This window comes from Paenibacillus xylanivorans (genome assembly GCF_001280595.1).
GTDB classification, from domain to species: Bacteria; Bacillota; Bacilli; order Paenibacillales; family Paenibacillaceae; genus Paenibacillus; species Paenibacillus xylanivorans.
The window spans coordinates 287,031-306,436 of the sequence record NZ_LITU01000075.1 but is presented as its reverse complement, the minus strand read 5'-3'; the positions used below and the strand labels follow the sequence as shown (position 1 = coordinate 306,436).

Genomic DNA, 19,406 nt, shown 5'->3' with positions numbered 1-19,406 from the left:
GTATACCAAAAAGAAGTTTAGTAAATGAGGAATGGGGGCATGCTGTTGATAGATTCATAGAATGAAAGAAAGAGCGGAGGATTCAAATGTTAAATCGATGGATGACGGCAGGCATACTGGCATTAGCAATCATTATACTTGTAGGCATGACACATGTGTACGCTGAGAAGACGGAATCCGAAGCAGACAAGCTGGAACAATTGATGAAGACAGCAGATACGGCAATTGATCATGTGGAGCGTCTAGTGATTAAATGGCAAGGTGAAGGCCATGGAGATGCAGAAGAGCAAGCAGAGATGCTCGCACAGCGGCTGGGATTGCAACATCCTGAGCGCGTCCTTCAGACGGGGCATGATGTGTATCGTAGCGAGTTGGTTGCGGATGCTCAGCACGCAGGCATTCTAGTTAATGTTGTCGTAACGGGAGAAAATGAATACTACGCGATCGTTCAGTTATCAGGCAATGAATATACGGACCAACGTTTATTGACCACATTACATGAACAGGTATCCCAGTTGCTCACAGACTCGGGAATGAAGGCGGCATGGAATTTCGCTGTGCAGGGCACAGCTGCAACGGAAAGAGGCGCCAGCAGTCAATTGCAGCAAATCGAGGAACAGCTGTCTGGAGATATGGACATGCAAGCGATAGAACGTTATACAGATAACAGCACTGCCAGCGTGTCTTATGACGCATCGGATCTGCCAATAGCGATTAAGAGTGGTGCGCATCACTTGAACATGCAGCTGGCGGTCCACCAGGATGATGAAAAGGGGACCAATCGGGTTACAGTAGGTTTCCCGGTGATCACGATTGAATATTAATGCATTATTAAAGCGAATTTATAAGCTTGATCATGAATTTTTATAGATGAAATTTCCATGAATTGTGGAAAAATAATGATTATATTTCTTGGGAAAATTAGTGCAACCCATGGGGCTTTATGCTAAAATGGCATCACATCCAAGAAGGAAATTTGCTGGTAATTGACGGTTGTATGTTGCGTATATAACACCATTACATAGCTCGGGGAGAGTGTGGAGATGTCTTCCCGGAAAGAAAGAGGAGCCCATGGTCGAAAAACAAATGCAAGATGAAGTGCAGACACCAGGTGCAGTATTTTTCATTTTTGGAGCAACGGGTGATTTGGCCCGCCGGAAGCTGTTTCCGGCTATCTACAGTCTCTACCGCGAAGGCAAGTTAGCCGAAGACTTTGCGGTTATTGGTGTAGCGCGTCGTCCGAGGTCACCAGAAGAATTCCGGGAAGACATCTATGAATCCATTAAAGAGTTCTGCCGTTATCCGGCGGGGGAACCCGATGAGTGGAATGCTTTTGTCGAACATTTTGAGTATAAATCACTAGATATCAATAACGTGGACGGTTTCAAAGAATTGCGTGAGCAGACTGAGAGCCTGGAAGCGAAATTTAATACACCGGGTAACCGCCTGTTCTATCTGGCGCTGGCACCTGAGTTGTTTGGCAGCGTCTCATATAGTTTACGCGATGGCGGAATGCTGGAGAGCCGTGGGTGGAATCGACTTGTGATTGAGAAACCATTTGGATATGATCTGCAATCTGCAGAGCATCTGAACGAGCAGATCCGTGAAGTGTTCCGTGAGGAAGAGATTTATCGGATTGATCACTATCTGGGCAAGGAAATGGTGCAGAATATCGAAGTGATTCGCTTTGGAAATGCCTTTTTCGAGCCGCTTTGGAACAATAAACATATTGCGAATGTTCAGATTACCCTGGGAGAGACGGTCGGTGTGGAAGAACGCGGTGGATACTACGATCATTCAGGTGCATTGCGCGATATGGGACAGAACCATATGCTGCAGATGCTGACGATGATTGCCATGGAGCCGCCAAGCCGTTTGTTCCCCGAGGACATTCGCGATGAGAAGGTTAAGGTATTGCGTTCTCTGCGTGCATTCACTTCTGATGAAGAAGTAAGCACTAACGTTGTGCGCGGGCAGTATACGGAAGGGGAGTATCGTGGCAAGCAGCTTCCCGGTTATCGTCAGGAGGACAAGGTTGATCCGGAATCCAATACGGAGACTTACTTTGCCGCACGTGTATTTGTGGATAATTTCCGCTGGGCCGGTGTGCCATTCTATATTCGGACAGGCAAGCGTCTGCCGGTGAAAACGACTGAGATCGTGGTTGAATTCAAATCTATGCCGAGCAACGTCTATCTGGGCAAAAAGTATAAGCTGGAGCCCAATCTGCTCGTCATCCGGGTGAATCCGATGGAAGGCATTTATATCAAAATCAATGCCAAGAAACCGGGTTCAGATTCCGAGATTCAGCCGCTGGCGATGGACTTCTGTCAGAGCTGCATGATCGGAATCAACTCGCCTGAGGCGTATGAACGTCTGTTGCATGATGCGGCAGAAGGAGACTCCACTTATTTTACCCGTTGGGATGAAGTTGCAACAGCATGGTCCTTCGTTGATCGGATCGCGGCGGCTTGGGCGGAGAATCATGGTGAGCTGCACACGTATCCGGCAGGTACATGGGGGCCGGAAGCGACTGGAAAACTGCTGGAGCAGGATGGATTCCATTGGTGGCCGGTGAACGGTCAGGACGAAGACAGTGTCGTGTGGCAAGTGAACAATTAAATGCTGAATGGAGTTACCTGTAGTAAATAATAGGGCATCAGGCGAGAACAAATCATCTGATGGATGATAGGAGCTGTCCTGCAGAACTAAGGCTTGGGAAGGACGCAGATACGCGAACTTTCCAAGCCTTTTTTTGATGGAGAGATGGGTATATAAAAAGGATAAAAATAATTAAAATTAAGCTATTGACAAAAAGTAAGTATATAACTTATACTCAACAAAGAGATAAAGAAATTACGCAAAGACATACGAAACCCGATGAATCCATCGGCTAAGTACATCATTCATGAGATGAAATATGAACCACGTGAAGGGGTTACGGACTACATTCATGAAGAAAAAAATTTAGCATAATATCTTTAATCTAAGAATACTATTTTGTATATATTGAATGGAGGAAAAGAAAATGTTGGATGTAGGGTTGTTATTGATTCGTTTGGTGATTGGATTGTCGTTCATGGCGCACGGGGCTCAGAAACTGTTTGGATGGTTCGGGGGATACGGAATCAAGGGAACTGGCGGCTGGTTTGAATCGATGGGGATGAAACCCGGCGCATTGGTAGCGTTGCTGGCAGGGCTCGCTGAATTTGGCGGCGGATTGCTGCTGGCTCTGGGTCTGCTTACACCGGTAGGAGGCATTCTGATTGCTCTGACTATGGTTATTGCCATTGTAAAGGTTCATGGTGCGAACGGATACTGGTCCACGCAGAACGGGTTTGAATATAACCTTGCGATTCTGGTGGTTGGTGTAGCACTGGCTTTGACAGGTGGAGGACAATACGCACTGGACGCATTAATTTTCTAAGAGTGAGAAGCGAAATGAATAATGAGTACCTGGATGCCATAATGATGGCGGAAAGGTGCTCTTTTTTTGCAATCGGAAAAGAGATGAATCTGCTGTACGTAATCGGTTATTTTCGGTAAAGATTATGGTACAATAGGAAAGTTGGATTATAATTCAGGTCTACGGCATGAATGGAAGCACAATGCTTAGGGAGGATGAACTCCGTTGTAAATGTGTAAAATTAATATAGGATGCTAAATGCCTAGTGAGCGAAAAGATAAATGTACAATCAACCGGCATAGCCGGATTGCATAAAGATTGAATGGCAGACCGGCCTCGCCGGATTAACGTGAATGAACGGATGAAAGGGATAGAATCTATGAGCAAAGCTGCAGATAACATTCTTCAACAGGAAGTGGACAAACGCCGGACGTTTGCCATTATCTCTCACCCGGATGCGGGTAAAACGACATTGACCGAGAAACTGTTGCTGTTTGGGGGGGCGATTCGCCTTGCCGGTTCAGTAAAAGCTCGGAAAGCAAGCAAACATGCAACAAGTGACTGGATGGAAATCGAGAAACAGCGGGGGATCTCGGTTACGTCTTCCGTAATGCAGTTTGATTACCTGGGGCATCGCATCAACATTTTGGATACACCGGGTCACCAAGACTTCAGTGAAGATACGTATCGCACACTAACGGCTGCCGATAGCGCGGTAATGTTGATTGACGTGGCAAAAGGTGTCGAGGCACAAACGATCAAATTGTTTCAGGTTTGTGCGAAGCGCGGTATTCCGATCTTTACATTCATCAACAAGCTGGACCGTGAAGGACAAAGTCCGTTTGATCTGATGGAAGAACTCGAAAATGTACTGGGTATTCGTTCTGTTCCGATGAACTGGCCGATTGGTACAGGCCGTGAGCTGTGTGGAGTGTACGATCGGATGAAAAATCAGGTGGAATTGTTCCAAGGGGACGACCACTCGACGATTAAAGTTCAAAAGGTAGAAGGATACGAAGATCCGATCATTCGTGAGATGGCAGGAGATTATCTGCATGATCAACTGTGTCAGGACCTGGAGCTTCTGGATGTTGCAGGAGACCAGTTCGACATGGAGAAGGTACAGCGCGGTGAACTGACACCTGTATTCTTTGGTAGTGCCATCAATAACTTCGGCGTGCAGACGTTCCTTGAGAACTTCCTGCAACTCGCGCCGAAACCGGAACCGCGTCGTAGTACAGCGGGTGAAATTGAGCCAACGAATGAGAAATTCAGCGGTTACGTCTTCAAAATTCAGGCGAACATGAATCCGGCACACCGGGATCGTATCGCATTTCTTCGGATTGTGTCTGGTAAATTCCAACGCGGTATGAGCGTGAAGCATAATCGTGTGGGCAAAGAGATCAAGCTGTCTCAGCCACAGCAATTCTTGGCACAGGATCGGGATATTATAGAAGAGGCTTATGCAGGCGATATTATTGGTCTATTCGATCCGGGTATCTTCCGGATTGGCGATTCATTGAGCCAAGGCAGCGAGGTTATTTTTGACGAATTGCCGACGTTCTCACCAGAGATTTTTGCCAAAGTTACGGTTAAAAATGCATTGAAACATAAACAGTACCAAAAAGGGATTGACCAGTTGACCGAAGAAGGTACGATTCAGGTGTTCAACACCGTGAGTTTCGACGAAACATTGCTCGGCGTAGTAGGTCAGCTCCAATTCGAGGTATTTGAATACCGGATGAAAGGCGAGTACGGGGTAGACGTGCAATTGCAGCGTATGCCTTATCAATTCGCTCGCTGGATCGTGGACGAGAATCTGGACCCAAGTAAATTCCGGATCAACTCCGCTCTGGTGAAAGATAAAAAAGGAAACTATGTAGTCTTGTTCGAAAATGAATATGCGATGAGAACCGCAATGGACAAAAACCCGACGGCGAAATTCCTGGAGACAGCTCCATAAGCCGATTTCCCTGAAATACTAAAGACAGCAGAAGAAAATGACCTGAATTCCTGATGAGAGGGGTTTAGGTCATTTTTTGTCGTTCAATTAGTTCTTTGTACTATTTCAGGTTTCACGCATAGGGGAGAAGGGCGAGTAACATTCAGTCATTATTCAGTTTGCTCTCAGGGTAAATTCAGTTTGGGTGCCGATTAATGTGAAGTGTGCCGATCCTAATTTATGTACACAGAAAGAGGAGACCAACGTTGTCACTAACGAAGAGAACCAAGATAGCACATTTAACAATGAGCTTACTGTCGATGAACAGAAATCCTTGCTAAGTGAGTTGCAAATTCTCATTTCCAGCTCAGGGTCAGGGGTTAAGGATAAAGAAAATGATCTACTTTCTGCACTTAAGAATGCATGGGGAAATACGGACGCATCCACTGCTGGAAATGAAGAAATAACGGCATTGTTTGATAAAATCGCTAAATTATTCAATTGAACATCTTTTTCCAGCGGCGACTGATTTTCTTAGGAGCATCAGACATATACAAACAAGGTACAGCTTCCTGAGGTTTGCTCAGTGGCTGTACCTTGTTTGCTTGGGGAGCCTAATTAGTCTATGGGGATTTAACTACCCAGCTCTTGGAGCAGGGTATAAGTATAATCCAGACCAATGAGACAAAATCTTTCTTTTGCAGACAGAACAACGTGATGATGGTACCTTTCCCTCCAAGGCTTCAGTTAACTGATGGGTTGAACGGGAATGGTGTGCAGATGCTCCTGCGCAATTTGAATTAATTCTTCCTGCTTCGCAGGTTCCGTGTTCTTCCAGATCATTTCGAAAATGGCACCAAGGCCGGGTAATGCTGCTTCCGGTCCATCTACAGAACCTTCGATCATCTCCCGGAGCTGATCATCACTTTTGTCATGAACCTTATGAACAATCGCTTCACGCAGGCTTAATGTAATTGGCATCGCAAGTCCCTCCTCGTATATTCGGCTGCTCTAATACTGTTCCCTGGGAAGCGTGAGCGCATTCAAGTTTATTGGGCTTTGTGGTATACTACGAAGGATATTTAAGTGAATATTCACCCCTTAATTGAAAAGCGACTAACAATAGATGCGTAATGCTGAAGTGCAGCGGGAGGTTACCCTAATGGCAAAGAAACAATATGCGGTGATTGGCATGGGACGGTTCGGATCAAGTGTAGCCAATGCGCTGAGCGGTATGGGATTCGACGTACTGGCAATTGATGCGGACGAGCAGCGGACCCAGGAAATGTCCAATGTGGTGACACATGCCGTATCGGCAGATTCAACGGATGAGGAAGCGTTGCGGGCGCTGGGCATACGGAATTTTGATGTCGTCGTTGTGGCGATTGGTGAGGATATTCAGTCGAGTATTCTTACGACCCTTATTCTGAAGGATATGGGTGTGCCTGTTCTGATCGTAAAAGCACAAAATGAGCTTCATGGTAAAGTATTGCAGAAGATCGGGGCGGATAAGGTCATTTATCCTGAGCGGGATATGGGATTGCGCGTAGCCCATCATTTGACGTCACCAAACATTCTTGATTACATTGAGTTGTCAGAGGATTACAGCATTCTGGAGATGAGAGCTTCCGAGCAAATGATCGGTAAAAACCTGCTGGAGCTAAATATCCGTGCACGCTTTGGGTGTAACGTGATGGCGATCCGCAGTGGGAATTCGATGAATATCTCTCCGTATGCGGAGGATCGGATTGAGAATGGGGATGTGCTGATCATCGTTGGCCATAAGGACCATTTGACGAAAATGGAGCTGGCGTATCCAAAGTGATAAGTATAATGATGGGATGATGGAGCAACCTTTAGGCGGAAAATTTCAATACGTCATGTAACATGTTGATAAAAAATCCCGCAGACGGGAAGGATGGAAAGATGGATATTGTATCACCGCAAAATACACGTGTGAAGGAATGGGCACAGCTGCTGGAGAAAAAGCATCGTACCCGTCAACATAAATATATTATTGAAGGCATTCATCTCGTACAGGAAGCGCTGCGTACCGGGGCAGATCTGGAATGTATTGTTTACGATGGGGAGCAGGGAGTACCCAAGGAACTGGCTGGAGTGGAGGCTCCACTTCAGCGTGTGGAATGGATCAGTGTATCTCCTGCGGTTATCGCCAAGTGTACGGATACGATGACACCCCAACCTGTTTTTGCCGTTGTACATAAAGGTCGTGAGCCGCTGCAAAGCTTGTTGTCTTCTTCCAAGGGACTGGTCGTGGTATTGGACAATGTTCAGGACCCCGGTAATGTGGGAACGATCATTCGCAGTGCGGATGCAGCAGGAGCGGTAGGCGTAGTGCTGGGCGCGGGTTGTGCCGATGTTTACAACCCGAAAACGATCCGTTCGACGATGGGTTCACTATTTCATTTGCCAATTGTAGAAGGTCAGTTGGAATCGTTGCTGCCTGAAGCGAAAGCTGCGGGCGTAAAGTTGGTGAGTACATCTTTGCAGGCCGAGCATTCGTGTTACAGCTATGATTTTACACAATCGGTGTGGCTTGTAATTGGTAATGAGGGCAAGGGCATATCGGAAACCACAGCACGGCTGGTGGATGATGCGATTACGATTCCGATGCAAGGACAGGCAGAGTCACTTAATGCCGCGATGGCAGCGACGATTTTATTGTTTGAGGCGATGAGACAGCGGATGGTTTAGCCCATGAAAATTTACCTCTTAGCATATGAATATTATACTTCATTAGCATATGAAGTAAGAAATATAGCTTATTCCTACTTGAACGATGAGTGAGGAATGGGCTTTTTTTGCATGGTCGGAGAAAGTGGAAATAAATAAATCGAACGATATGGAGCTGGTATGCCAATATATAGTGTAAGGAGGAAGGGGATGGATGATGAGTGAGGCAGAAAAGTACATAAAACTTGTGGAATTAACCCGGGCTGGCGATTACGAAGCTTATGGCGAGTTATATGAGCAAACAGTGAAGGATGTGTATCGTACTGTCCGCTTTTTGATCCAGGACCCGTCAGACGCGGAAGATCTGGTACAGGAAATTTATATTCAGGCATTCAGCTCCTTAGAGCGATACGATTCGGAAAGAGCGTTTCGTCCTTGGTTAATGGGTGTGACGATGCGGCAGGTCCGAAGTTATCGGCGTAGACGATTGACGCAATTTCGTTATAGCAAGCGGATGGAGAAGTCTGATACTGGGCTGGAGTATGATTTTTCGGGTGACTTAATTAACAAACTGGCAAATCGTCCTCTGCTCGAACAGGTGCACGGATTGCCGTATAAGCTGCAGCAGGTGATCACTCTTCACTATTTGAACGAGTACACGCAAGAGGAGATTTCATTCATATTGGGAATTCCACTAGGAACGGTGAAATCACGTATTCATGCGGCATTAACCAAGCTGAGGCAGAATCAGAAGTTAAATCCGGGTATTCGGGGAAAGGTGGAGGAACTGCATGAATCTAGATGAACAGCTGCGAACAGCCTACCAGGAAGAGACCAAAGACTGGATCATTCCCGAGGGAACAAAACATAAAATCATGAATGCTATTCGAAGTGAATCACGTCTCAAAAACCATCGAAAAAAATGGCTAGTTACTATGCTGCTGGCTGCTGTACTCATCATTCCCACGGGAGCTTACGCGGGGTATACCTTTCTTGCTGACGGAATGTATGGTTCACAGGAGAATATATCAGCGGTGGGTGGAACATCAGAGGATTATATGAGACTGGAAGCGAAGCTGCAGACAGCCAAGTCACATTTAAGCGCAGAGGAATTCAATCAATTTATGGGTCTGATGAAGCAAATGGGGCAAATGGCTTTGAAGTATGCGGATCAACAGGGAGAGATGCACCCCGAGCAATGGAGTGTCACAGAACAGATAGAGTTTAATCGTCTCACCGCAGAACTGGAACCATTTTTCAAAAAGTTGGAAGCAGCTAGTGGAGACTCTCCAAAAGAACCTATGGACCAGGAGCAATTCTGGGAGGAACAGCTGGCAATGGCAGAAACGAAGTTTTCCAAGGAGCAGTTTACCGAGTTCAAATCGTTGTATGCACAGATGAAGCAGTATGAAGCCATGGTGATGGATCAGGATGGTAACATCCATGAAGAGCGATTGACTGCGGAGCAGAAGGAAGAACTGCAGCAGGTACGCGAGCGCATTTTCCCCTTCTTGGAGAAGTTGGGACTGGATGTACGCAAGCCGGGTGAGTAACTTGGGTAGTGTTCAGGAGCTGAGGAGCGAAAGGATGTCACACCTTTTGCTCCTTTTCGTTTCGTTGGATGACCTTCTTATCGGCCCTGCACGTTAAGTCGATACTGATGCGGCGTGGTGCCTGTTGCATTGCGGAAGACTTTGCAAAAGTAAGATGGGCTGGACATGCCTACACGGTGGCCAATTTCCGGAACAGTATGTGTGGTACTTGTGAGTAACACACAAGCATGACGAATACGAGTAGCTTGGGCGTAAGCAACGATGGTGGTGCCGGTAGCTTTTTTAAATATATGGGACAAATGATAAGGCGAGAGATGCAGTGTATCTGCGATATCCTCCAGACGAAAAGCTTCGTTGTAGTGCTCTTCAATCCACTGCATGACAGCTTCGGCATGAGGATGCAGAACGGGAGAACCCGTTGGGAGCGCAGTAGAGCTAAGATACTGTCTGTCTTTCCAAAGGTAGCGCAGTTGTGCGAGTAGTCCAAGTAAAAAGAGTCGTGTATCCTCTTCCGCTTCATGTGGAAGTAACGTAGGTAGAATATCGGCAAATTGCTCAATCACCTGAACCAGAGGGGACGCAGCGGAAAGACGGATCGGTTGAAGCGGGGATGTTTGCCCGAGAAGGTCCATTGTAAAACGATTCGATACGGCAAATTGCCGAGAGTGCGGGTTCAGCAGGTGCTGCTCATACATCAGTACGCTGCGAATAAAGGGATGCTCTTTGGTGACTTGAATCTGGACCTGATGCAGCTGGAAAGGGCGGAATATCATCAATGTACCCGGTTCAAGGGGAAATGCCTGACCTTCTGTTATGAGTTGTCCATATCCATCATGAATGTACGTGATCTCCATCTGTGAATGGGCGTGGAAAACTTCTCGGAACTCAGTCGTGGAGGTACGACGGTGTGCCAGATTAAATTGATCCTCAGTGATGATGGGCATTAGGAATGCCTCCCCTTCAAGAGCGCAATATAGTTTCATTTTATCACAAGATGAACGCATAAAAGCGCTTTATTATTGTGTATTGTGAAGGGAATAAGGGAGGTATGCACCCATGTTGAAAGTAGCCATTATTGGAGCAGGCGCCATCAGCACAGCGCATATTACAGCGTATTTGGCATTTCCTAAACGATGCGAGATCGTAGCTGTGGTGGATATGTATGCGGAAAAAGCACAGAAACGAATTAACGAATATGGATTGGAAGGAGCACGAGCGTTTACCGATTATCATGAATTGTTGGATCAAAACATTGACTTGGTTTCCGTCTGTACCCCTCCGTATACACATGCACCGATCACATGTGATTTTCTGCATGAAGGAACACATGTGTTGGTCGAAAAACCGATGGCTTCTTCTTTACAAGAGGCGGATATGATGATGGAAGCGGCACAAGAGAGCGGTAAGTTGCTGTCGGTTGTGGCGCAGAATCGTTTTACGACACCGATGATGAAACTCAAAGATGTGCTGGATAGCAAACTTATGGGTCCCATAGTTCACGTACAGGTCGATTCGTTCTGGTGGCGAGGGCATAATTATTATGATCTGTGGTGGCGTGGCACATGGGAAAAGGAAGGCGGAGGCTGTACTCTTAATCATGCGGTACACCATATTGATGCGATGCTTTGGATGATGGGTCCTCCGGTGGAATTGCAGGCCATGATGGCGAATACGGCGCATGATAATGCCGAAGTAGAGGATATTTCCATGGCGATGCTACGTTTCCACGAAGGAGCACTTGGCATGATTACCAGTTCTGTGGTACACCACGGAGAGGAACAGCAGTTGATTTTTCAGGGTAAAGAAGCAAGGGTATCTGCACCTTGGAAGGTCGTTGCTTCAACGGCACGAACTAATGGGTTCCCAGAACCCAATCCGGATCTCGAACAACAGATTCAGAAACTTGTTGAAGAATTACCGGATGTTATTCATGTGGGTCACGCAGGGCAAGTAGAGAATGTGCTAAACGCCATTGAGACAGGATCACCGCTTCTGGTGGATGGGAAGAGTGGACGGGATACACTGGAACTCATTGTAGGTATCTATAAATCAGCCAGTACGGGGGGGAAGGTTACCTTTCCACTAGAGGCGGAGGATGCTTTCTATACAAGGAAAGGGATTATGCAAAATGCGGTGCATTTTTATGAAAAAAAGACAGCGGTGGAGAACTTTGAGGATGTGGATATTACGCTAGGGAGAAAGTTGGAGTCTTAGTTAAATAACAAAAAAAGAGGCCAGTCCCACAGATATTGTGAGAACTGGCTTCATTTTATTGGTGTCCTATTCACAAAACAAAATCAATACACCCGATGTTTCCATCCATTCAACTTCGCGATGGCCTCCAGATAATAATAATCTCCATAGATCAGGGAGACATCAATGAAGGAATTGCCGCTGCCTGTGGCATGCAGCAGAATCGACTCATGCTCTGGCCGATCCCAGACCGCATAGTTCTCTGTTAAGGAACGCAGAATTCGTTCGGCTGCATCGGCATAGAGTCGTTTTTCACCTTCAGGAACGGCGGCGGCCAGTTCCAGCAGACCGGATGCAGCGATTGCTGCGGCAGAGCTGTCCCGGGATTGACCATCCAGGGTAGGAAGTCTGAAATCCCAGTAAGGTACATGATCCTCTGGCAGCGCAGCAATAAAGTAATGTGCAATCCGTTTCGCTGTGTTCAGGAAACGCTCATCTTGGGTATAACGATACGTATTAGCGAATCCATATAACCCCCATGAGGTACCACGACTCCATGAGGACTCAGGAGCATATCCCTGTCCGCCAAAACATTCAATATAATGACCATCCTCCGGGTCAAAGGAAAGGATATGTTTGGTTGATCCGTCTTCACGAACACCATACTGCATGGTCGTCTCGGCATGGCTAATGGCAATATGTTTGTAGCGGGGATCTCCCGTCACTTCTGAAGCCCAGAACAACAAAGAGATATTCAGCATGCAATCAATGATGGCCCAGCCATATTTGTCTTCATTCCACGCACGAATGAATTTGCCCTGCAGGATTATAGCGTCCTGCAAGGAAATTGGCTGCCTCCAGACCACGTCTGAGAGCGTCCTCATCACCTGTAATTGTATGTTTAATCACAGCAGTAGAGAGAAACTGGAAGCCGACATCGTGATGAAGCTCTCCTGTTGGTCTTATAAACCATTGCTCCAACGTTTCATCCCATGACAATGCCGCCTCCCGATAGCTTTCCCCTCCTGTCATATCGTACATAACCCACAGCATACCCGGCCAGAAACCTGAAACCCACCAATCGGTGTTGATGTTATCATACTTGCCATCATCGCCTGCAAAATGAGGACATTTCTCCCCAATGTTTTTTTTCATCTCCGGCAATTTGTTTTCCAGCTTCTGCATAACTTCCTGCCAATATGTCGTAGTTACAGCGGATTCTGCTTCGGCCATGAGATAACCTCCTTAGGTTTAATTAGAAAGTAAAGATAACGCTTTCCTATAAGGAGATTATATCTTTTAAAAACCTTAAAAGTTGTGTTAGGATATGAAGAAATGTTGCTCTGTTGTCATTGTGAAGAAGGGGGAACGAGAGTGTTTGAGCGTGTGGAATTTGAAGGAAATACTTTGGTGTGGGATTATCAAATTAAATCGGTGAGCGACTTCAAAGGATATTACCATTGGCATCAATGCGGGGAAATCCTCTATGTCCAAGGAGGTCAAGGCATTGTGGTTTTGAATAATCATACCTATCCGATTCGTAGAGGCATGCTCTTCTTTTTTCAGCCATATCAGCTGCATCACGTCTATGCCGATGTTCATCCAGATACACCATATGAAAGGAACATTTTCTATGTAGAGCCCATTGTAATGGACCGATATTTGGAAGCGTTCCCGCATCGCCGTGCTTTTTTTTCGAGGTTATGGAAAGGAAGAAATCAACAGCAGGTTTTTGATTTGAGTTCATCTATGGATCAGCTGGATTGGGTATACAGAATTTATCACCAGTCACGCAGTCGGGTTGGGGGAGAATGGGAGGAATCGGTGCTGTTTTTGCTTCAGCTTTTGAATGTTATGGATCAACAAAATGATGGGGAACAGGCGAGTCAACTACACTTGGTCGAATCACGTCAATTAAGACATGCGGAGAAGATGATGCATTGGATTGAAGAGCACTACATAGATGAAATCAGACTGGATCATATGGCGAATGATATTCATTTATCCAAGTCTTATGCTTCCCGTATCTTTCAGCAAGAAACAGGAAGCAGTATCACGGACTACGTCACAGCTCGAAGACTCAAGCAGGCTTATCTTCTGCTGGAGACGACGACTTTGTCCGTTGAGGAGGTTGGCAGGCGGGCGGGATTCCCGAATGGATCTTATTTCATTCAATTATTTCGCAAATCTGCAGGAATAACTCCGCTACAGTATCGGCAGCATTTTGAACGCAGCAGCAGACATTAAATCACGCTGATGTTATTAAAAGTAGCGTCAGTACAGTGCTATAGCCACTTATCGGCCCACCGTTCCACGGCGCTTAATGCGCGCCCCAGCTCTGTGCCTTTGCGGGACAACATATATTCTGTCCGAACAGGGCGTTCCGTAACCACGTGACGCACGACAAGTCCCTCTTCCTCCAGTTCCTTCATCCGTTCATTAAGTACCCGTTTGCTCAGGTCCGGGATATAAGCGTGAATTTCACTGAATCGTTTGGGTTCTTCCATCAATGTATGAATAATGAGGGCTACCCATTTCCGGCCAATGATCTGATAAGACTGTTCCACCTTTTCGCATATTTGCTTGGCATTCTCATCATCGCTCATAATAGTACTCCTTTGATTTAGTTATGCTTATTATAGCATTAGTATACTTATTGTAACCTGAGTGTCCACAAGCCCTATGTGTAAAATGTCACATACCAATTGTTCTTAATGTTACCACATAAAGCGTTAACATTAAATAAAAACCCTATAAACACTGGTGTTCACAGGTTGGACACGATTGTTGACGAATTGTGACGACAGGTGTAAGATGGGTAACGTCAATTCAATTGGTTACAATTTATAACCTTGATTAAGGTTGTGGAGAGAAGGAATGTTCCATGTTTAATTCAGGTCAGATACACAAGCGGAGGTAAGGCGGGGAACTCCCCCACTAATTCCGTCTTTTGTCATGCTTGGATTTGAACATTTTGTATCATCATATACTATACTGCACAGATCACAGGAGGCACTCCAATGGACGCAATGACATTTGTCCTCTTCGGGGCAACAGGCGATTTAGCCAAACGTAAGATTTACCCTGCATTATATAATTTGTACATTGATTCGAAAATGCCGAAATCCTTCTCCGTTATCGGTCTTGGACGGCGTGAATTGTCGGATGCTGACTTCCAGGCGAATGTCGAAAAGTCATTGCACACCTTCTCCCGTCAAACACCGGAAGAAGAAGCTCAGGTTCGCGACTTCATTGGAGCTTTCCGTTATTGTTCTTTAAATAATACGAAGCTTGAAGATTACACCAAATTGCTGGAACTGGTTCAGAAACGTGAACAAGAGCTCAATATTCCCGAAAATCGCATGTTCTACATGTCGGTAGCACCGGAATTCTTTGAGCCAATCGCACTGAACATTCAAGAAAGTGGCTTGGGTAACACCAAAGGCTGGAAGAAACTCATCATCGAAAAACCATTCGGACACGATTTGCAATCTGCTCGTGATCTGAACGAAAAATTGAGCAATACCTTTGCGGAAGAAGAAATTTACCGTATTGACCATTTCCTTGGTAAACCGATGGTTCAAAATATTGAAACCCTCACTTACGCGAATCCGGTTATTCAGGCTTTGTGGTCCAATCGTTACATTGCCAATGTACAGATTACGGCAAGTGAAACGGTTGGTGTCGAAGAGCGTGCCGCGTATTATGACCAAAGCGGTGCCCTTCGTGACATGTTCCAAAACCATATGCTTCAGTTGCTGATGATGATTGGTTTGCATTTGCCAAAACGTTGCACACCAGAAGAAATTCAATTCAAAAAGCAGAAGATCGCTGAAGCTCTTCGTCCATTGACGAAAGAGAATATCGCTTCCGAAGTCGTTCGTGCCCAATATGGAGCAGGCGAACTGCAAGGTACTTCTGTTGTTGGATATTTGGACGAGCCTGACATTCCAGCTGGTTCTCAGAATGAAACATATGTTGCCGCGAGACTGTGGATCGATGATCCATTCTGGAGTGAAGTTCCATTTTACATTCGTACAGGCAAACGCCTGGCTGAAAAATCGACCAGAATTGTTGTTGAATTCAAGGCTCCACTCAAAACAGGTCATGAATCCGAAAATACAACAGAGCCTAACTTGCTGACGATTGAAATTGGTCCGAAAGAAAGCATCTCGCTTCAATTAAATGCGAAAAACCCACTCAACCAAGGCGAAGTGGAACCTATGCATATGAGCTTCAACTCAGGTGAACGCAACATTCCGGAAGCTTATGAAAACCTGATCTTTGACGCGATGCGTGGAGATTCTACATTCTTTGCTCACTGGAACGAAGTTGAACTGGCTTGGCAGTGGGTACAGCCGATCTTGGAAGCATTCCAGGAAGGCAATGTGCCACTGGATACGTACAACGCTGGTTCGCAAGGACCTGAGTCAGCAGATCGTCTGATTGCAGAGAACGGCTACCGTTGGTGGTAAGTCTAATGTAAGAGCAGCATCAGAGAAGAGAACGCAGCATCAGAGAAGAGAACACTACAATCTGTTCTGCTCTACAAAATTTTTATGAAGTACACCGTTCCAATTTTGCATAAGCCCTTCCGGTAATACCCGGAAGGCCGCGAAAATTTTTGATATAGATTAGCGGCTCAATCTAAATCAGTTCGTAACAATTACGCGCGAGTAGTGTAGGGGACGAAATCGATTCTGAAGAAGCGAAGCGTGCGCCTTTATCCCCGGATTTCCCCCTTTAGAGGGGGATGAAAAGAAATCTGGGGATAAGAGCGATCGAAAGAACGATTCGTAACCGGAACGGCTACTGCGCCATGGTTAAGCACTTATTTTGGAATTGGCCAGATAAAACTAGAAATGTTCATAACAGGAGGAACTTAGCAATGAAACTTGGACTTATTGGATTAGGTAAAATGGGATTGAACTTGGGTAGAAATCTGATTGATCACAAACATGAAGTGGTTGCTTTTGACCTTAACGCTGAAGCTGTAAATGAAATGAAAGAATATGGCGCAGCAGGCGTATCTTCCTATGCAGAAATGGTGGCTTCCCTTGAATCGCCACGTGTATTGTGGATCATGGTTCCTCACAACGTGGTTGACGCTGTACTGGCTGAAGTAAGCCCGCTGTTGTCCCAAGGCGACATCATCATTGAAGCCGGTAACTCGCACTACAAAGAGTCCATCCGTCGTTACGAAGAAATGAAACCTAAAGGCATTCACTACATGGATGCTGGTACATCCGGCGGTATGGAAGGCGCGCGTAATGGCGCATGTTACATGATCGGTGGCGATCCTGAAGCTTGGGCAGTGGTTGAGCCAGCGTTCAAGGATACTTCCGTTGAAAATGGTTACCTGTATGCAGGTAAAGCGGGTAGCGGTCACTTCCTGAAAATGGTTCACAATGGTATCGAGTACGGAATGATGGCTTCCATCGGTGAAGGCTTCGACGTATTGGAGAAAAGCGGCTTCGATTTCGACTTCGAACAAGTTGCTCGTGTATGGAACAACGGTTCCGTTATCCGTTCTTGGTTGATGGAATTGACAGAGCGTGCATTCTCCAAAGATGCGAACCTGGATGAAATTAAAGGGGTTATGCATTCTTCCGGTGAAGGACGTTGGACAGTTGAAACAGCATTTGACCTGCAAACTGCTACGCCAGTTATCGCGTTGTCCCTGTTGATGCGTTACCGCTCCCTGGAAACAGACACGTTCACAGGTAAAGTTGTCGCAGCATTGCGTAATGAATTTGGCGGTCACGCTGTAGAAAAAAATTAATTCATATATAACTGTTAACATATACGGATTATCGGGTAATGATGAGTATAGCTGTTTACAAATTCATCAAGTGGAGGGAACATATCATGAAATTTTTCTTGGATACAGGTAATGTTGAAGAAATCAAACGGATCGAACGTCTGGGTCTGGTGGATGGAGTCACGACCAACCCGTCTTTGATTGCGAAAGAAGGTCGCGTATTTAAAGAAGTGATTCAGGAGATCTGTGGCGTTGTGAAAGGCCCGGTCAGTGCTGAAGTTATCGGACTTAAAGCCGAGGATATGTTGAAGGAAGCTTATGAAATTGCAGAGTGGGCACCGAATGTAGTGATTAAACTACCGATGACCGAGGATGGACTCTATGCTTGTCATGAACTGACGCAAAAAGGAATTAAAACCAATGTAACGCTGATCTTCTCTGCAGCACAGGGCCTGATGGCGGCGAAAGCTGGCGCAACTTACATCAGTCCATTTGTTGGCCGTCTGGATGATATTGCGGTGGATGGCATGAAGCTGATTCGCGATCTGCGTCTCATTCTGGATACGTATGATTTGCCTTCCGAAATTATTGCAGCAAGCATCCGTAATATCAAACATGTCGAGGATGCAGCTCTTTCTGGTGCGCATATCGCGACCATTCCGGGTTCGCTCCTGCCAACATTGTGGAAACACCCGCTGACAGACAGCGGCATTGAGCGCTTCCTGAAAGATTGGGAGTCCGTTCCGAAATAATAAAATGTGGACAGGGGTCTGATTCCTTAGAGCCATATTCCATTAAAAAGCCTTTCGTCTTGCAGATAAACAAAATCTGCTGGCGAAAGGCTTTTTTAGTTGTAAGTGATGATATCCCCGTACGAGCAGGTGCTGTCCTTCTTTTTCGAGACAACAGTGCATAAGGATAGTATATAGCCTATAGCTCATCCCGCAGGGGAGGGACACCCGATGATGAGAAGACGATGGCGAAGCCGAAGACGCCGCAAGCCGCCAAGTGGCAGGCGTAAAATGTGGTTGATTATTTTATTGGTAACAGCGTTTTGTTTGATGCAGGGTTTTGCCTATGTGGATAAGAAAATGAAACCGCCTATCATGCATTTGGCCAAAATCAGAGTGAAGCAAATTGCAACGGAAGCGATCAACAAGGCAATTACAGCGCAGGTTTCCGAAGGCAAATCCACCGAAGGATTGATTGACTGGAAAACTGATACGGCTGGGAAAGTGTCTGGATTCATGCTGAATTACGATGAGCATATGCGGATCACTGCGAGTACGATGAACATCGTGCAATCCACTTTGCAGAACGTGCATATGTTAAAAGAAAAAATTCCGCTGGGGCAGGCGTTGGGCAGCCCGGTACTGGCCTCCTTTGGTCCAAGTATACCGGTTCGTATTGAGCCTCAGGGAGCCGTCAAGGTGGATCTGAACACGCGTCAGCAGAATGCTGGAATTAACATGATTCTGGTGGAAGTGTACATTCACATCATTGCCGAAGTCGCGGTGGTGGTGCCCTTTGACATGGAACCCGAGACCGTCGATACGGAAATTCCGATATCCTACCTGCTGGTAGTGGGGGATGTGCCTATGTACTACTATGATAATCAGGGCAAGCCGGTGGGCAGTAACGGCAGCAATGCACCCGCGATTGCGCTGCCATCGGGTCAGACTGGTGTGTCCAGTGGTCATGGAGGGGCGCCTAATTCAACCTCTCCCAATCAACAGCAGGCTCCAGCAAACGGTCTGAACGGAAATGGACTGGAGGTTGAGCCGGACTTGTCTGATCCAAATGGGGGATTACAGCTTGATGTGGATGTGAACCACTAATGAGTCAAAGGCAAATATT

18 protein-coding genes and 1 pseudogene are annotated in these 19,406 nt (G+C 46.2%); 15 read left to right on the top strand and 4 right to left on the bottom strand.

The genetic code is table 11. The features are described 5' to 3' along the window. Positions 1 to 86: 86 nt before the first annotated feature. The 5 genes from AMS66_RS24670 to AMS66_RS24650 all read left to right on the top strand — a co-directional run bounded on the left by AMS66_RS24670 (position 87) and on the right by AMS66_RS24650 (position 5,853). The gene (locus AMS66_RS24670) at positions 87 to 824 is read left to right on the top strand and encodes a YwmB family TATA-box binding protein (protein ID WP_053783293.1); all 738 of its coding nucleotides are present in this window, start codon (positions 87 to 89) and stop codon (positions 822 to 824) included. 247 nt (positions 825 to 1,071) lie between these two features. Then, entirely contained in the window at positions 1,072 to 2,622 is a 1,551-nt protein-coding gene (gene zwf, locus AMS66_RS24665; protein ID WP_053783292.1) for a glucose-6-phosphate dehydrogenase, read from the top strand. A gap of 406 nt (positions 2,623 to 3,028) precedes the next feature. Further along, the gene (locus tag AMS66_RS24660) at positions 3,029 to 3,427 is read left to right on the top strand and encodes a DoxX family protein (RefSeq protein ID WP_053783291.1); all 399 of its coding nucleotides are present in this window, start codon (positions 3,029 to 3,031) and stop codon (positions 3,425 to 3,427) included. Positions 3,428 to 3,785: 358 nt separating this feature from the next. Continuing rightward, on the top strand, positions 3,786 to 5,369 hold the full coding sequence (locus AMS66_RS24655) for a peptide chain release factor 3 (protein WP_053783290.1): 1,584 nt from the start codon (positions 3,786 to 3,788) through the stop codon (positions 5,367 to 5,369). Between the two features lie 184 nt (positions 5,370 to 5,553). Beyond that, positions 5,554 to 5,853, top strand: coding sequence for a hypothetical protein (locus AMS66_RS24650; RefSeq protein WP_236703606.1), 300 nt, complete (start codon positions 5,554 to 5,556; stop codon positions 5,851 to 5,853). A 242-nt stretch (positions 5,854 to 6,095) separates the two neighbouring features. On the opposite strand, the gene sspI is transcribed toward AMS66_RS24650, so the two are convergent. Then, a complete protein-coding gene (gene sspI / locus AMS66_RS24645; protein ID WP_024634144.1) occupies positions 6,096 to 6,329 on the bottom strand; it encodes a small acid-soluble spore protein SspI in 234 nt (77 codons plus the stop codon). 181 nt (positions 6,330 to 6,510) lie between these two features. On the opposite strand from sspI, the gene AMS66_RS24640 reads away from it, so the two are divergent. The 4 genes from AMS66_RS24640 (at position 6,511) to AMS66_RS24625 (ending at position 9,595) form a co-directional block, all read left to right on the top strand. Continuing rightward, on the top strand, positions 6,511 to 7,173 hold the full coding sequence (locus tag AMS66_RS24640; protein WP_024634143.1) for a potassium channel family protein: 663 nt from the start codon (positions 6,511 to 6,513) through the stop codon (positions 7,171 to 7,173). A gap of 101 nt (positions 7,174 to 7,274) precedes the next feature. Next, positions 7,275 to 8,063: a TrmH family RNA methyltransferase gene (locus tag AMS66_RS24635; protein ID WP_053783288.1), complete on the top strand. Its 789-nt coding sequence runs from the start codon at positions 7,275 to 7,277 to the stop codon at positions 8,061 to 8,063. 196 nt (positions 8,064 to 8,259) lie between these two features. Further along, positions 8,260 to 8,847, top strand: a complete 588-nt coding sequence (locus tag AMS66_RS24630; protein ID WP_053783329.1) for a sigma-70 family RNA polymerase sigma factor — start codon at positions 8,260 to 8,262, stop codon at positions 8,845 to 8,847. Next, positions 8,834 to 9,595 carry a DUF3600 domain-containing protein gene (locus AMS66_RS24625; RefSeq protein WP_053783287.1) on the top strand — a complete coding sequence of 254 codons (762 nt, stop codon included), beginning with the start codon at positions 8,834 to 8,836 and terminating at the stop codon, positions 9,593 to 9,595. Before AMS66_RS24630 ends, AMS66_RS24625 begins: the two co-directional genes overlap by 14 nt. A 77-nt stretch (positions 9,596 to 9,672) precedes the next feature. On the opposite strand, the gene AMS66_RS24620 is transcribed toward AMS66_RS24625, so the two are convergent. Then, on the bottom strand, positions 9,673 to 10,539 hold the full coding sequence (locus tag AMS66_RS24620; RefSeq protein ID WP_053783286.1) for an AraC family transcriptional regulator: 867 nt from the start codon (positions 10,537 to 10,539) through the stop codon (positions 9,673 to 9,675). Between the two features lie 112 nt (positions 10,540 to 10,651). On the opposite strand from AMS66_RS24620, the gene AMS66_RS24615 reads away from it, so the two are divergent. Next, positions 10,652 to 11,809, top strand: a complete 1,158-nt coding sequence (locus AMS66_RS24615; protein ID WP_053783285.1) for a Gfo/Idh/MocA family protein — start codon at positions 10,652 to 10,654, stop codon at positions 11,807 to 11,809. An 83-nt stretch (positions 11,810 to 11,892) separates the two neighbouring features. Here the strand turns inward: AMS66_RS24615 and AMS66_RS24610 are convergent. After that, positions 11,893 to 13,021: pseudogene (locus AMS66_RS24610) on the bottom strand (glycoside hydrolase family 88 protein). 141 nt (positions 13,022 to 13,162) lie between these two features. Here AMS66_RS24610 and AMS66_RS24605 point away from each other — a divergent pair. After that, positions 13,163 to 14,035, top strand: coding sequence for an AraC family transcriptional regulator (locus AMS66_RS24605; RefSeq protein ID WP_053783284.1), 873 nt, complete (start codon positions 13,163 to 13,165; stop codon positions 14,033 to 14,035). Between the two features lie 38 nt (positions 14,036 to 14,073). Here the strand turns inward: AMS66_RS24605 and AMS66_RS24600 are convergent, their stop codons facing one another. After that, on the bottom strand, positions 14,074 to 14,394 hold the full coding sequence (locus tag AMS66_RS24600; protein WP_024632671.1) for a winged helix-turn-helix transcriptional regulator: 321 nt from the start codon (positions 14,392 to 14,394) through the stop codon (positions 14,074 to 14,076). Between the two features lie 414 nt (positions 14,395 to 14,808). Between AMS66_RS24600 and zwf (AMS66_RS24595) the strand changes: the two genes are divergently transcribed. The 4 genes from zwf (AMS66_RS24595) to yunB all read left to right on the top strand — a co-directional run bounded on the left by zwf (AMS66_RS24595) (position 14,809) and on the right by yunB (position 19,387). Then, positions 14,809 to 16,263 carry a glucose-6-phosphate dehydrogenase gene (gene zwf, locus AMS66_RS24595; protein WP_053783283.1) on the top strand — a complete coding sequence of 485 codons (1,455 nt, stop codon included), beginning with the start codon at positions 14,809 to 14,811 and terminating at the stop codon, positions 16,261 to 16,263. A 413-nt stretch (positions 16,264 to 16,676) separates the two neighbouring features. Further along, positions 16,677 to 17,570 carry a phosphogluconate dehydrogenase (NAD(+)-dependent, decarboxylating) gene (gene gnd / locus AMS66_RS24590; RefSeq protein WP_053783282.1) on the top strand — a complete coding sequence of 298 codons (894 nt, stop codon included), beginning with the start codon at positions 16,677 to 16,679 and terminating at the stop codon, positions 17,568 to 17,570. Between the two features lie 86 nt (positions 17,571 to 17,656). Next, complete coding sequence (fsa, locus tag AMS66_RS24585; protein ID WP_024632668.1) at positions 17,657 to 18,301, top strand: fructose-6-phosphate aldolase; 645 nt, start codon at positions 17,657 to 17,659, stop codon at positions 18,299 to 18,301. A 210-nt stretch (positions 18,302 to 18,511) separates the two neighbouring features. Next, positions 18,512 to 19,387, top strand: coding sequence for a sporulation protein YunB (yunB, locus tag AMS66_RS24580; RefSeq protein ID WP_053783281.1), 876 nt, complete (start codon positions 18,512 to 18,514; stop codon positions 19,385 to 19,387). Positions 19,388 to 19,406 lie beyond the last annotated feature (19 nt).

What these genes read in the sequence shown, in the direction of transcription:
- AMS66_RS24670 (WP_053783293.1), top strand. Translation starts at nt 87, where the DNA reads ATGTTAAATCGATGGATGACGGCAGGCATACTGGCATTAGCAATCATT.
- sspI (WP_024634144.1), bottom strand. Translation starts at nt 6,329, where the DNA reads ATGCCAATTACATTAAGCCTGCGTGAAGCGATTGTTCATAAGGTTCAT.
- AMS66_RS24635 (WP_053783288.1), top strand. Translation starts at nt 7,275, where the DNA reads ATGGATATTGTATCACCGCAAAATACACGTGTGAAGGAATGGGCACAG.
- gnd (WP_053783282.1), top strand. Translation starts at nt 16,677, where the DNA reads ATGAAACTTGGACTTATTGGATTAGGTAAAATGGGATTGAACTTGGGT.
- AMS66_RS24660 (WP_053783291.1), top strand. Translation starts at nt 3,029, where the DNA reads ATGTTGGATGTAGGGTTGTTATTGATTCGTTTGGTGATTGGATTGTCG.
- AMS66_RS24625 (WP_053783287.1), top strand. Translation starts at nt 8,834, where the DNA reads ATGAATCTAGATGAACAGCTGCGAACAGCCTACCAGGAAGAGACCAAA.
- AMS66_RS24630 (WP_053783329.1), top strand. Translation starts at nt 8,260, where the DNA reads ATGAGTGAGGCAGAAAAGTACATAAAACTTGTGGAATTAACCCGGGCT.
- yunB (WP_053783281.1), top strand. Translation starts at nt 18,512, where the DNA reads ATGATGAGAAGACGATGGCGAAGCCGAAGACGCCGCAAGCCGCCAAGT.
- fsa (WP_024632668.1), top strand. Translation starts at nt 17,657, where the DNA reads ATGAAATTTTTCTTGGATACAGGTAATGTTGAAGAAATCAAACGGATC.
- AMS66_RS24620 (WP_053783286.1), bottom strand. Translation starts at nt 10,539, where the DNA reads ATGCCCATCATCACTGAGGATCAATTTAATCTGGCACACCGTCGTACC.
- AMS66_RS24655 (WP_053783290.1), top strand. Translation starts at nt 3,786, where the DNA reads ATGAGCAAAGCTGCAGATAACATTCTTCAACAGGAAGTGGACAAACGC.
- AMS66_RS24600 (WP_024632671.1), bottom strand. Translation starts at nt 14,394, where the DNA reads ATGAGCGATGATGAGAATGCCAAGCAAATATGCGAAAAGGTGGAACAG.
- AMS66_RS24615 (WP_053783285.1), top strand. Translation starts at nt 10,652, where the DNA reads ATGTTGAAAGTAGCCATTATTGGAGCAGGCGCCATCAGCACAGCGCAT.
- AMS66_RS24640 (WP_024634143.1), top strand. Translation starts at nt 6,511, where the DNA reads ATGGCAAAGAAACAATATGCGGTGATTGGCATGGGACGGTTCGGATCA.
- zwf (WP_053783283.1), top strand. Translation starts at nt 14,809, where the DNA reads ATGGACGCAATGACATTTGTCCTCTTCGGGGCAACAGGCGATTTAGCC.
- zwf (WP_053783292.1), top strand. Translation starts at nt 1,072, where the DNA reads ATGGTCGAAAAACAAATGCAAGATGAAGTGCAGACACCAGGTGCAGTA.